The organism is Streptomyces sp. NPDC039423 (genome assembly GCF_055598725.1).
Genome location: NZ_JBVKAH010000004.1, coordinates 333533 through 346815 on the forward strand (window position 1 = coordinate 333533; position 13283 = coordinate 346815).

The 13283-nt window shown below is 74.3% G+C and carries 8 protein-coding genes; 5 read left to right on the forward strand and 3 right to left on the reverse strand.

Features of this window, described 5'->3' with window-relative positions; translation table 11 throughout:
• Positions 1 to 4: 4 nt before the first annotated feature.
• The gene (locus tag ACZ7LK_RS15705) at positions 5 to 1912 is read right to left on the reverse strand and encodes a glycoside hydrolase family 15 protein (protein WP_392273575.1); all 1908 of its coding nucleotides are present in this window, start codon (positions 1910 to 1912) and stop codon (positions 5 to 7) included.
• A 955-nt stretch (positions 1913 to 2867) separates the two neighbouring features.
• Between ACZ7LK_RS15705 and ACZ7LK_RS15710 the strand changes: the two genes are divergently transcribed.
• The gene (locus ACZ7LK_RS15710) at positions 2868 to 3968 is read left to right on the forward strand and encodes a glycosyltransferase (RefSeq protein WP_392273574.1); all 1101 of its coding nucleotides are present in this window, start codon (positions 2868 to 2870) and stop codon (positions 3966 to 3968) included.
• A 51-nt stretch (positions 3969 to 4019) separates the two neighbouring features.
• Here ACZ7LK_RS15710 and ACZ7LK_RS15715 read toward each other — a convergent pair whose 3' ends face one another.
• Complete coding sequence (locus tag ACZ7LK_RS15715) at positions 4020 to 4844, reverse strand: class I SAM-dependent methyltransferase (RefSeq protein WP_471141112.1); 825 nt, start codon at positions 4842 to 4844, stop codon at positions 4020 to 4022.
• Positions 4841 to 9421, reverse strand: coding sequence for an aminotransferase class I/II-fold pyridoxal phosphate-dependent enzyme (locus tag ACZ7LK_RS15720; protein WP_469463354.1), 4581 nt, complete (start codon positions 9419 to 9421; stop codon positions 4841 to 4843). Before ACZ7LK_RS15720 ends, ACZ7LK_RS15715 begins: the two co-directional genes overlap by 4 nt.
• A 205-nt stretch (positions 9422 to 9626) precedes the next feature.
• Between ACZ7LK_RS15720 and ACZ7LK_RS15725 the strand changes: the two genes are divergently transcribed.
• The 4 genes from ACZ7LK_RS15725 (at position 9627) to ACZ7LK_RS15740 (ending at position 13267) form a co-directional block, all read left to right on the forward strand.
• Complete coding sequence (locus ACZ7LK_RS15725) at positions 9627 to 10358, forward strand: TetR/AcrR family transcriptional regulator (protein ID WP_471141115.1); 732 nt, start codon at positions 9627 to 9629, stop codon at positions 10356 to 10358.
• Positions 10359 to 10383: 25 nt separating this feature from the next.
• Entirely contained in the window at positions 10384 to 11733 is a 1350-nt protein-coding gene (locus tag ACZ7LK_RS15730) for an MFS transporter (protein ID WP_392273570.1), read from the forward strand.
• Positions 11734 to 11749: 16 nt separating this feature from the next.
• The gene (locus tag ACZ7LK_RS15735; protein WP_471141119.1) at positions 11750 to 12922 is read left to right on the forward strand and encodes an anhydro-N-acetylmuramic acid kinase; all 1173 of its coding nucleotides are present in this window, start codon (positions 11750 to 11752) and stop codon (positions 12920 to 12922) included.
• 84 nt (positions 12923 to 13006) lie between these two features.
• Positions 13007 to 13267 carry a WhiB family transcriptional regulator gene (locus ACZ7LK_RS15740; RefSeq protein ID WP_392273568.1) on the forward strand — a complete coding sequence of 87 codons (261 nt, stop codon included), beginning with the start codon at positions 13007 to 13009 and terminating at the stop codon, positions 13265 to 13267.
• Positions 13268 to 13283: the final 16 nt, after the last annotated feature.

Consider the following 13283-nt stretch of genomic DNA (forward strand, 5'->3'; position numbering starts at 1 on the left):
GCCCTCAGCGGGCCGCCCGCACACGGGAGCCGCTCTCCACGCGGCTCCCGTCGCCGTGCCGGCCCGCGAGGTCGCCGTCGGGCCGCCCGCCGTGGTGGCCGTGCCGGCCGTTGCCGTCGCGGCTCCCCGCGCGCGTGCCGTGCAGGGCGAACGCCGTGTTGACCAGGGCCACGTGGCTGAACGCCTGGGGCAGGTTGCCCAGTTGGCGGCCGGTCACGGGATCCCACTCCTCGGAGAGCAGACCGACGTCGTTGCGTACGTCCAGCACGCGCTCGAACACCTCCCGGCCCTCGTCCCGCCGCCCGGTCAGGGCGAGCGAGTCGGCGAACCACAGCGAGCAGGCCAGGAACGTGCCCTCGCTGCCGTACAGTCCGTCGACCTCGTGCACCCGGTCGCCCCCCGCGTCGGCGTACCGGCGCAGGAAGCCGTGGTGGTCGAGCCGCCGGGCCGCGTCCAGCGTGCCGCGCAGCCGCCGGTCGCCCGGGGGCAGGAAGCCCAGCCGGGGCATCAGCAGGGCGGCGGCGTCGATCCGCCGGGAGCCGTAGTACTGCACGAAGCAGCCGAGTTCGTCGTCCCAGCCGTGCTGGAGGACGTCCTTGCGGATCTCCTGCCGCATCGCGCGCCAGCGTTCCGCCGAGCCGCGCAGACCCGCGACCCTGGCCATGCGCAGGGCACGGTCGGCGGCGACCCACGACATGACCTTGGAGTGGACGAAGTGCCGCCGGGGACCGCGCACTTCCCACAGTCCGGCGTCCGGCTCCCGCCAGTGCTCCTCGAGGTACTCCATGAACGAGGCGATCAGGCGCCACACCTGGACGTCGATCGTGACACCGGCCCGCAGCGCCGAGTAGACGGTGTTGAGGACCTCGCCGTACACGTCGAGCTGGAGCTGCCCGACCGCGGCGTTGCCGAACCGCACGGGCTGGGATCCCTCGTACCCGGGCAGCCAGGGGGCGACGGTCTCGACGAGCCGGCGCTGTCCCCCCACCCCGTAGAGGGGCTGGAGGTCGGACGGCTCGCCGGCCACGGCCCGCACCAGCCAGTCCTTCCAGGCGACGGCCTCCTCGCGGTACCCGGAGCGCAGCAGGCACGACAGCGTGAAGGTGGAATCCCGGAGCCAGCAGAACCGGTAGTCCCAATTGCGCTCCCCTCCCAGGCATTCCGGCAGGGAGGAGGTGACGGCCGCGACGATCCCGCCGGTGGGTGCGTAGGTGAGCGCTTTGAGGGTGACCAGGGAACGGACGACGACATCGCGGTACGGTCCCTGGTACAAGCATTTCGACGCCCAATTGCGCCAGAATTCCAGGGTGTCGGCGAGTGCCGGGACCGCGGCCACTCCGAGGGCCGGGGGAATATGCGAGGGGCTCCAGCGGAGTACGAAGGCGATCCGCTCCCCCGCCGATACGGAGAACGCGCACGACGTACCGGACTTGGCGACCTCCATGTGGACGTCGGCATCGGCCTGGAGGAGCGTGGAGTCCGGTCCGGCGACCGCGGCGACCGTCCGTCCGTCGACCGTCCGGGTCCAGGGCACGATCCGCCCGTTGTCGAAGCGGAGCCGTACGTCCGACGTCATGTCGACCCGCCCCGACACCCCCTCGACCAGCCGCACGACCTGGGGAAGCCCGCTCCGGGGCGGCATGAAGTCGGTGACCCGCACGGTTCCGCCGACGGTCTCCCAGACCGATTCGAGCACCAGCGTGTCGGCCACGTAGGAACGCCGGGCGCAGGTGTCCGCGCCGGCGGGCGCGATGCGCCAGCGGCCGTGGTCCTCACCGCCGAGGAGTGCGGCGAAACAGGCGGGTGAATCGAAACGGGGCACGCACAGCCAGTCGATCGCCCCATCCTTCCCGACGAGGGCCGCTGTTTCCAGGTCTCCGATGAGAGCGTAGTCCTCTATTCGCCCGACCATGACTCAAATTCTAGTCCCGCCGCCCGAGGTGAAGCATTCGGCGCCGTTTCCGCCGTCGCCCGGGCGGAATGCCTTTCCGGAGCCTTCCATAATCGTGCACGTCCCATTGACCGCCCCTGGGGCATGTGCTACGGATAGAGAACAAGCATGCCCGTTCCAGGGCATGCGGTCGCAGGAAGAGGTCCCCCGTGTCCTCGATCCAGGCAAGCCGTGCTCCGGCGCTCTCGGCCCCGCATCCGCTGCGGCGGGTGACGGACTGGCCCGCCGCCGGACCGGCCTCCGGCGCCCGGCCCCGCCCTCACCCGGCACGCCGGACCTCCGACCGCCTGGCCCTCGCCGCGACCGCGCGGCACGTGCGGGTACGCCGGCCCTGTTCCGCCCCGCGCCGCCGTCGTGGCCGTGCCGTCGCCTCGCGGACGACGGCATGCCGACGTCACGACGATTCCGAGGGCGATCCAGCCCCGGCGGATCCCCCGCACCCGGTCCCCGGGACGCACCGGGCGGTTGCCCTCCCCGCCGCACGGTCCCACTTCCCGCCCCGTGACGGCGCGTTCGTCACGGGGGCGCTGCGCACCGTCGGGTGCGTCATCGGCGCGTACGCCCCGGGCGTGCGCGCCCTCCTTCGCGTGTGCGTGGTCCCGCTCGCCCTCGGCGCGGCACAGGACCACGTGACCACGATCCATGTCGGGTGGTCGCGGGACAGCGGGCGTATGCGGACGCCCCGCCCCGTGGCCACCACTCCCGGGGAAGCGATGCCGGAGGCCACCGGGCCGCCGTCCGGGTGCGCGCCGGTGCCGCGCGACGCCCGCGCGGCGGTGGTCCCCGGCATCGCGCCGCGGTCGTTCCCGGGCCGGTGCTCGCCCCGCCGGCCCGGGAACGCCGTCGCGTACGCCCCGGTATATGCCGTTCACGCCGTTCCCCGCTCGCGGGCGGGCCGTTCGAGTGCGCGCCGGCCATGACGCCCGGAGCGCGCCGCCCGCGCGTCCTGCTGCTCGCCCGCGGGCCCCTCGAGGGCGGCGAGGGGCCGGACATCCAGCTCGCGGCGGCCGTCGCCCACGCCGTGACGGACGTGGACTTCACCTGGTTCACCCGGTGGCCGCACCGGGGCGGCCCGCGGGCCGTCGACCGCGGCCGGGCGGTGCCGTTCCCGGCGCTGGACGGCCTCCAACAGCCCCTGACGATCGCCGCCGGAGCCGTACTGGCCCGCCGTGCCGACCTCGTCCACGCGGTGCTGGCGGTCGACGACGGCTTTCCGCTGCTCTCCCGGCTGTGGCCGCCGCTGCTGCGGGGCAGGCCGGTGCTGCACACCGTTCCGGGCGTCCAGGACGCGCGGCTGCTGCGCCGGTCGCGTCCGATCGGCCGCACGGTGGCGCTGTCCGCGGCGACCGCGAGGGAGCTCGGCGCCGCCGGGTTCGGCCCCGTGCGGGTCGTTCCGCCGGCGATACGGCTGGACCGCTGGCCGTTCACGCCCCGCCCGTCCGGGCCCACCCCCCGGGTGCTGGTCGTCGGCTGCCACCCGCACGGCGGGGCCGAGGAGGCCGTCATGGCGGCCGGGGTGGCCGCCCGGGCCGGGTCGCGGTTCCGCCTGACGCTCGCGCTGCGCCCCCGCCCCGGTCACCGTGCCCGGTCGGCGGAGCCGTCCCTGTCGGCCCTGGCCGAGCGGGAGGGGCTGCGGGAGATCGAGGTGCTCGGACAGGTCCCCGACATGCCCGGACTGATGGCGTCGGCCGACGTGTTGCTGTTCGTCCCGCGGGTGCTGGGCGCCCGGTCGGAGCTGCCGCTGACGGTCCTGGAGGCGCTGAGCACCGGCCGTCCGGTGATCCTCGCCGACCATCCGCAGTTCGCGGTGCTCGGTGACACGGTGCTGCGGGCGCCGGCCGGCGACGCCCGCCGCACCGGCCATCTGCTGCGCCAGTTGCTGGACCGGCCGCACTGGTGGCAGGTGCTCTCCGAGCAGGGGCGGACGACGGTGGAGGAACGCTTCGGGCCGGAGCGCTGTGCCGCGCAGTACACGCTGCTGTACCGGGAGTTGCTGGGCCGGTGGCCGGCCGGCTGAGGGTCCCCGGGCCGAGGCTCCCAAGTCCGGACCGGGAGTCGCCGGCCGGGGTCACCCGTCCACCGGGGTGCGGACCGCCCGGAGCAGCACCATTCCGGTGTCCCCGTAGTCCGGCAGGGTGGGGTCCTTCTCCACGCGGGTGATCCGGAGCCGTTCGGTGTACGGGGCGAAGACGTGCCGTACCGCCGTCGTGTCGACGGGGAAGGCGGGCCAGCTCAGGCCGGCGCCGATGTGGTAGCTGGGCATGTTCTCCATGAAGGCCGCGACGAGGTGGCCCCCGGGCCGTACCGCGTGGATGAACGTGCCGCACAGGGCGGCGAACTCGTCGGCGTCCTCGGTGACGCTCTCGGCGACGAAGTTCATCGAGGCCAGGTCGTAGGCGCCCGGTGGGACGGCGGTGGCGTCGGCGTGCAGGACGCCGACCCGGGACAGTGCGTCGGGGAGGCTCGCGGGCAGCCGGGGGTCCAGGGTGCGGCACAGGGCGTAGAAGGCGTCCCAGTTCTCGTCGGGGTGGGCGAGCTGTCCGGTGAGGTAGGCGACGTTGGCGGCGCTGGGTTCGAGGGCGTCGATCCGGCGGGCGACCGCCGCGCCGACCATCAGCGGGTACAGGTTGGGACCTGCGCCGAACTCCAGCGACCGGCCGATGCCGTCGGCGGGGAACTGCCGGTAGAAGCCGGCGTGGTGGCGGATGACGGTGGCGTCGGAGGCGTGCATCCGGCGGTAGTTCTCGGCCAGGTAGGCGGCGACGGGCCACTGGTCCCAGTCCGCGTCGGCGTTGTGCCGGTGGTCGCGGCCGGGGGGCGGTGGGCCGCCGTCGCGGCGGCCGGCGTCGTCGCGGTCGTCGTCGCGGCCGGCGTACCGGCCCGGGCGGCTCATGGCGCCCAACCGTCGGGCCCGGGCAGGGGTCCGGGCTCGGCGTCCGCCTCCGGCAGTCTCTGCTGGAGCGGGAAGCGGTCGGCCAGCCCGGTGAGCGCGTCGTTGAGCTGCTCGATCTCCTCGTCGGTGTTGAGGGCGGTGACCTGGACCCGGAAGCCGACCTGTTTGCGCGGCACCAGCGGGTAGCCGGCGAGGGTGACGTAGATGCCGTGTTCCCACAGGTAGTCGCCCACGGCGTCCAGGTCCCAGCTGTCGGCGAGGGGGATCTCGATGATGGGCAGGTCGTCGGTGTTGGGGGTGGCGATGCCGAGGCCGCGCACGTGGTCCAGCACGCGCCGCGTCTTGCGGTGGAGGCCGGCGCGGATGGCGTCGCCGCGGCGCTCGTTGACGTCGAGTCCGGCGAGGACGGTCGCGAGCGACGCCGTCGGAGAGGGCCCGGAGTACAGGTAGGGCCCGGCGGCGATCTTCAGGTGGGCCTTGAGGTCGGGGGGCGCGGTCAGGAAGGCGAGGAGGGAGGAGTACGCCTTGGAGAAGCCGGCGACCAGGATGATGCCGTCGTACGACTCGGCCAGGTGGCGGACGATGCTGTTGCCCTTCGCTCCGTACGGCGAGGTCTCGCCGGGGCCGCGTTCGCCGATGACGCCGAAGCCGTGGGCGTCGTCGATGTACAGCAGGGCGTCGTGGGCGCGGCACATGCGCGCCAGCAGTTCCAGGTCGGGGAGGTTGCCGGTCATGCTGTTGACGCCGTCGATGCAGACCAGCCGGGTGGCGCCGGGCGGGGCGGAGGCGAGCAGTTGCTCCAGCTCGTCGGGGCGGTCGCCGTGGAAGCGCCGTACCGAGGCACCCTGTCCGCGGGCGACGAGGCAGCCGTCGTACACGGTGCGGTGGGCGCGGGCCTCCACGCACACCTGCCCGCCTCCCGCGAGGACGGGGATGACGGAGGAGTGGATGAGGGTGATGGTCGGCAGCAGCAGGGTGTCCGGCGCGCCGAGCAGGCCGGCGAGCCGTTCCTCGATCTCGGTGTAGAGGCGGGGGTTGCCGATGAGCCGGGACCAGCTCGGATGGGTGCCCCAGCGGCGTACGTGGGGGGCGATGGCGTCCATGATCTCGGGGTCGAAGTCGAACCCGAGGTAGTTGCAGGAGGCGAAGTCGGCCAGCCAGCGGTCGCCGATGCGGATGCGGCGGCCGTGGACCTCGTCGATGACGGCGTCGCACATGCGACTGGTCTTCTGGAGGCGGGCCAGGTCGCCGACGCTCGGTTCGCCGCGGGCGGCCGGGTGGGCGATGGTCCGGATTTCGGGGCGGCGGCCGACGAGGGAGGCCGGCCGGTGGCCGCCCGACGCGTCCAGCAGACGTTCGGCCTCGCCGGCGGTCACCGGGTGGGCGAAGAGGTAGCCCTGGCCGAAGCGGCAGCCCATGGCGCTGAGCAGGTCGCGCTGGCCGGCGTTCTCGATGCCCTCCGCGATGACCTGGAGGCCGAGGACGTCGGCGATGCGGACGATGCCCTCGACGAGGGCGACCTGCTGGCCGTCGGTGACGATGTCGTCGATGAACGACTTGTCGACCTTGAGCATGTCGATGGGGAACTCCCGCAGGTAGCTGAGGGAGGAGAACCCGGTGCCGAAGTCGTCGATGGCGATGGAGACGCCCAGCCGCTTGAGGGTCCGCATGGCGGTGCGGATCTGCTCGTCACGCCGCATCAGGACGGTCTCGGTGATCTCCAGGACGAGGGAGCCGCGCGCCAGCCCGGAGGTGTCGAGGACGCGCCGTACGTCCTCGACGAACCCGGGGTCGATGAACTGCCGGGCGGAGACGTTGACGTTGAGGCAGAGGGGCGGGGTGCGGGGGTGGGCCTTCTGCCAGCGGGCGACGTCGCGGGCGGCGCGTTCGAGCACCCAGGCGCCGAGGGGCATGATGTGCCCGGTCTCCTCGGCGAGCGTGATGAACTGGTCCGGCGGCACCAGACCCCGTGAGCGCGGCCAGCGGATCAGTGCCTCGAGGCCCGCGACGGCGCCGCCGTCGATCTCGACGATCGGCTGGTAGTGCACGGTGAACGCCTCTCGGCTGATGGCGCTGTCCAGGCCGGCCTGGAGTTCGTGCCGCTCGACCATGCCGGAGTGCAGGTCGGGCCGGTAGCGCTGCCACTGGCCCTTGCCGGCGGTCTTCGCGGCGTACAGGGCGAGGTCGGCGTGGCCGAGGAGTTCCTCCGCCTCGCCGCTGTCCCGGGCCGTGGCGACGCCGATGCACGCCGAGACGCTGGTCGAGCCGGTGGTGAGCCGGAACGGCGCGTCGAGGGCCTCGACGATCTGCGCGGCGAGCCGTTCGGCGTCCTGGGGTTCCCTGACGCCCTCCATGAGGACGGCGAACTCGTCGCCGCCGAGCCGGGCGGCGGTGTCGGTGCGCCGCAGTGCGGCGGTCAGCCGCCGGGCGACGGCGACGAGGAGTTCGTCGCCGACCGAGTGGCCCATCATGTCGTTGACGATCTTGAAGTCGTCGAGGTCGATGAAGAGCACGCAGGTGAGGGTGGCGACCCGGCGGCCGCGCAGCAGGGCCCGTTCGAGGCGTTCCAGCAGCAGGACCCGGTTGGGCAGGCCGGTCAGCGCGTCGTGGAAGGCGCGGTGGGTGAGCTCGCGCTCCAGCTCCCGCTGTTCGGTGACGTCGCGGAGGGTGAGCACGATGCCGTGGACGGTCTGCTCGTGGCGCAGGTTGCTGCACCGGACCTCCACGTCCAGCCGCTGGTCGTCGGAGCGCAGCACGCGCCAGTCGTCGTGGACGTCCCGGGCGTCCCCGGAGCGGACCCGGCCGAGCGTGCGGGCGGCCCGGGCGCGGTCCTGTGCGTCGACGAGCCGGGCGAGGGGGGTGCCGCTGAGGAGGGCGCCGCCGAACATGCCCTGGGCGGAGGGGCTGGCGTAGCGGACGGTGTCGTCGTCGTCGACGATCAGGATCACGTCGGAGGCGTTGTGCACGAGGGTGCGGAAGTAGGCCTCGCTGCGGCGCCGGTTGATCTCCTCGCTCAGGCCGACGCGTTCGAGCGCCAGGGCGGCCTGTGAGGCCAGGGACTGCACGGAGGTGCCGATCTGCTCCAGCCGGCGGCGCGGCCCGGCGACCAGGAGTGCGCCGATCAGTGGGGTGACCGTCTGGGGCGTGTCGAGCGTCAGGGGGCTGAGGACGACGTGGGTCGACGGCGCCAGGGCGGCGGCCGCCTCGGGCCCCAGGGCGGCGACGTCCACCAGCCGCGTCCCCTCGGCGCGGCGGCCGGCCGTCGCGGGGGCGGGCGCGGCGGGAGCGGGCGCCGGACCGCCGGTGCCGGCGGGCGGCGGGGGCGTGGCGGCCGGGCCGGCGGGCGGCGCGGGCGTGGTGCCCGGCGGGGTGCCGCTCGGGGCCGTACCGGCGGACGTGCCGGGGGCCGGCGGGGCGGGGACGCCGACCCTGCCGAGGGCGTCGGCCGGGATGTCTATGTTCCGGGTCCAGGGCCCGCCCGCCGTGGTGACGGGCCGCAGCCGCCGCCGGGCGTCCACGGCGAGCAGCACGGCCTCGCGCGGGTCCCCCGCGCCGAACAGCGTGGTGGCGGCCGCCTCGACGCAGCGGGCGACGTCCCGGGGGGTCACCGCGCCGACCAGTGACGCGGCGGCCACGCGGAGGCTGCGCTCGCGCGTGACCGCCCTGCGGTGCTCCGAGACGAGCTCCCACAACCGGGCCATGACCAGCAGGAACATCAGGGCGGAGAACACGGCGATGACGGCGGCGTCCCGCACGTGGCCCAGCAGCGCCTCGACCAGCAGCATGACGGGGGCGATGAGCGAGGCGACGGCGAGGACGGCGAGGCGGCGCTTGGCGAGGCCCGGGCCGGGCTGGGGGACGTGCTCGGTGAGCCGCACCATGGACGGGTGCAGGGCGGCCAGCCCCCAGGCGGTGAAGAACACCACCCAGCCCAAATCCATGTAGGTGCCGACCCGCCAGGTCCCCTGGAGTTGCATCAGCCCGTACAGGACGTCCGAGGTGAGGATGCCGCACGTGCCGAGGGCGAGGAGCTGGACGGACCGCTCGCGGGTGCCGCCGAGGGTGAGCAGCCGGACCAGCATGGCCAGGATCAGCACGTCACCGAGCGGGTAGGCGATGGCGACCGTCTGGTGCACCCAGGTCTCGCCGCCGGCCATGGTGAGCGGGTTGATGAGGTGCACCCAGGAGAGCAGGGCGAGTCCCGAGGTGAGGATGAGCGCGTCCAGCAGGCTGGCGATGTCCCGGGACGCGGTGCGGTAGCGGATGAAGCCGAAGAACCCGGCGGCGAACAGCGGGTAGGCCAGCAGATAGAAGACGTCCGCGAGGGACGGGAACGGGTTGGTCTGGCCGAAGGCCGATTCGAGGATGTTGTACGTGGTGTCCCCGGCCGTGAAGGTCAGGTTGGCGGCGGCGAGCATCAGCCAGGGCCAGCGTCGCGCCGGGCGGTGGAGGCGGACGCCGATGAGGATCGCGACGACCCCCGCCGTCCCGATCACGGCCCACATGCTGGTGTGCCGGTCGGGGACCGTCAGGTAGACGACGGTGAAGGGGATCACGAAGAGGACGTACAGCGCCATGACGCGATGGGCGGAGACGGGCGGCCTGCCGCTGACCGGTCCGGGCCCGTTGTGCGGCCCCCCTCCGGTGTTCGGCCGAAGCCAGTTCCCGAGACGTGTGATCGGCTCCACGGTGACCTGCCGGGGGATATCGATGACGCCCGAAAAGATATATATTTACAGCGTATATGTACACCTTCCTCCGATTTATGAAGAGGGTCAAGGGATGCCCACAGAGGCAGGCTCCGGAAGGACGGGACGCCGGCGCGGCCGGCTGACCCGGGACCTGGTGCTGGCCACGGCGCTCCGGCTGGTCGACCGGGAGGGCCTGTCGAGCCTGAGCATGCGGCGGCTCGCGGCGGAGCTGGGGGTGGAGGCGATGGCCCTCTACCGGTACGCGCCGGGCAAGGACGCGCTGCTGGACGGGCTCGTGGAAGCGGTCTTCCGGGAGCTCATGGACGCCCTGGGGGTTCCCGCGGCCGGCGAGCGGACCGGTATGAACGGCGGGGAGTGGCGCGAGGAGCTGCACCGCACGGTGCGGGAGGTCCACCGGTTGTCGCTGCGCCACCCGCACGTGGTTCCGCTGTTCGCCACCCGGATGCTCGCCGTGCCGCTGGCCCGCCGGCCGCGGGCGGTGCTGCGGGTGCAGGAGCACGTCCTGGGCCTGCTGGTCCGGGCGGGGGCCGACGACCACCGCACGGAGCTGGCCTACCGGGCGGTGACGGCGTGGGCCTTCGGGTTCGTGCTGGTGGAGCTGACCGCCGTGGTGGACGACCCCGACGAGCCGGAACCGGCCATCCGGATGGGCCTGCACCTCATGCCCGTACGGGAACTTCCCCATCTGCGCGCCACCGCGCCCGCGCTGGCCGAACGGGCGGGCGAGGAGGTGCTCGCCGCCGGCCTCGACGCCCTGCTGGACCGTTTCCTCGACGCCCCCGGGAGGGAACCGATGACGTGAGTCGACGCCTCCGGAAGGGCACCGCATGACGACCTCCGTGCACGGCCCCGCGGAGGAGGCCGAGGGCCCCGCCGGGAGCACCGGACGCCCCGGGCCGCCGCGCTCCCGCAGGGCGCTGGTGGCGGGCTCGGTGGGCAACTTCATCGAGTGGTACGAGTTCGGCGTCTACGGCTGGTTCGCCACCCTCGTCGCCGCCACGTTCTTCACCCCCGAGGGCGGGAGCGCGGCGGAGGCGCTGGTGCGGACGTACGCGTCGTTCGCGCTGGCCTTCTTCTTCCGGCCGCTGGGCGCCGCCCTGTTCGGCCGCCTGGGTGACCGCGTGGGCCGGCGCCCCACGCTGATCCTGGCGGTGCTGCTGATGACGGCCGCGACCACCCTGATCGGCGTGCTGCCCTCGTACGCCACGATCGGCGCGGCGGCGCCGTGGCTGCTGACGCTGCTGCGGGTCGTCCAGGGCCTGTCGGCGGGCGGCGAGTTCGGGGGCGCCGTGGCACTGATGACGGAGTTCGCCCCGCCGGGCCGGCGCGGTCTGTACGGGGCCTGGCAGTCGTTCACGGTGGCGCTCGGCCTGCTCGGCGGCGCCGGGGTGGCGGCCCTGCTGGGCACGGTGCTCACCGGGGCGCAGCTCGCCGCGTGGGGCTGGCGCGTGCCGTTCCTGCTGACGCTGCCGATGGGGCTGGCCGCCCTGTGGCTGCGGCTGCGGCTGGAGGAGACGCCGCCGTTCCGGCACCGGCACGACGCCCCGGCCGCCGCCGCGCCCGCGCCCCGGGCGTCCGCGGGGGAGGCGGTGCGGGCCGTCGCGCTGGGCGCCGGGCGACTGATGGGCTGGTCGGCGGCCGGCTACACCTTCCTCGTCGTCATGCCGTCGTACCTCCAGAACGTGCTGGACGCCTCGTTCCGGCAGGCGCTGACCGCCGCGGTCCTGGCCAACGCGGGCTTCGCCGCCGTGATCCTCCCGGCGGGCGCGCTGAGCGACCGGGTGGGGCGGCGCCCGGTGATGGTGTCGGGCGCGGTGGTGGCCGCCGTGGCGGCGTTCCCGCTGCTGGACCTGTTGCAGGACCCGGGCGTGCCGCCGGCCGTCAAGGGCCTCGCCGTGTGCGGGGCCGGGATGGTGGTCGGTCTGATGGCGGGGCCCGGGCCGGCGATGCTGGCGGAGATGTTCCCCACCCGCGTCCGGTACACCGGGCTGGGGCTGGCGTACGCCCTGTCCAACGCGGTGTTCTCCGGCTGCGCGGGCCTGATCGTGACCGAGGCGGTCAGGAGGACCGGCGATGCCGACGTGCCCGCGTACTACGTGGCCGCCTCGTGCGCCGTCAGCGCCCTCGCCCTGGCCACGCTGCGGGGCGACGACCACCGCCGCGCGCTGCGCGGCTGACCGGGGACGGAGCGGGATGCGGGTCATCGGGATGATGTCGGGCACGTCGTACGACGCCGTCGACGCGGCCGCCGCCGACCTGTCGCTGGAGGACGACACCCTGCTGCTGACGCCGCTGGGCATGGTGAGCGCCCCGTACCCCGCCGGGGTGCGGGACGCGCTGGCCGCGGCGCTGCCCCCGGCCGCCACCACCATGGAGGACGTGTGCCGGCTCGACACCCTGATCGGGCGGGCCTTCGCGACGCTCGCCGTACGGGCCGACGAGGAGCTGTGCGACGGGCGCGCCGACCTCGTCGTCTCCCACGGACAGACCGTGTACCACTGGGTGGCGGACGGGACGGTGCACGGCACCCTCCAGCTCGGCCGGCCGGCCTGGATCGCGGAGGCGACGGGCCGTCCCGTCGTGTCGGACCTCCGGGCCCGTGACGTCGCCGCCGGCGGGCAGGGCGCGCCGCTGGTGAGCGTCGTGGACGTGCTGTGGCTGCGCGACCGGCCCGGCGTGCCGGTGGCCCTCAACCTGGGCGGCATCGCCAACATCACGGTGGCCGCCGGGGCCGGGTCCCCGGTCGCGTTCGACACCGGGCCCGCCAACGCCCTGGTCGACGCGGCCGTGCGCCACTTCACCGGCGGTGCGCTCGGGTACGACGAGGACGGCGCCCTCGCCGCCCGCGGCCGGGTCGACCGGGCGCTGCTGCGGCGGCTGCTGGAGGACCCGTACTACGCGCAGCCGCCGCCCCGGACGACCGGCAAGGAACGGTTCCACCTGCCGTACCTGCGGGCGGCCCTGGCGGGGTTCGAGCGGCTGCCCGCCGAGGACGTGGTCGCGACGCTCACCCGGCTCACCGCCCGGACGGTGGCGGACGCGGTGCGCTCGGTGGGGGCGACGGAGGTCGTCGCGTCCGGCGGCGGCACCCGCAACCCGGTGCTGATGGGCATGCTGGGCGGGGAACTCGGCGGCGTGCCGCTGCGCGGGTCGGACGAGCTGGGGCTGCCGTCGGCCGCCAAGGAGGCGTACGCCTTCGCGGTCCTGGGGTTCCTGACGGTCCGTGGGCTGCCGGGGACGGTGCCCTCGTGCACCGGCGCCCGGCACGCGAGCCTCCTCGGTTCACTGACGCCGGGGAGGGACGGGCTGCGCCTGCCGGAGCCGGCCGCCACCACGCCCAAGAGGCTGCGACTGTGCGGCGAATGAGTCCGTTCTGTGATGATCTGTTTCGACTCCCCTCCTCGCGGCGACCCGCATGGGACGAACCGTTCGACGGATTGGGAGAGTTTCATGAGTGACTGGCGCCAGCAGGCGGTGTGCCGCGACGAGGACCCCGACCTCTTCTTCCCGATCGGGAACACCGGTCCGGCGGTCCTCCAGGCGGAGGACGCCAAGACGGTGTGCCGCCGCTGCCCGGTGCGGGAACCGTGCCTGGAGTGGGCGCTGGAGTCCGGGCAGGAGGCGGGCGTCTGGGGCGCCACGACCGAGGACGAGCGGCGGGCGATCAAGCGCCGCCGGGCCGCCCGCCGCACCCCGCGCGGCACGGGCTGAGCCCGGACCGCCCGTG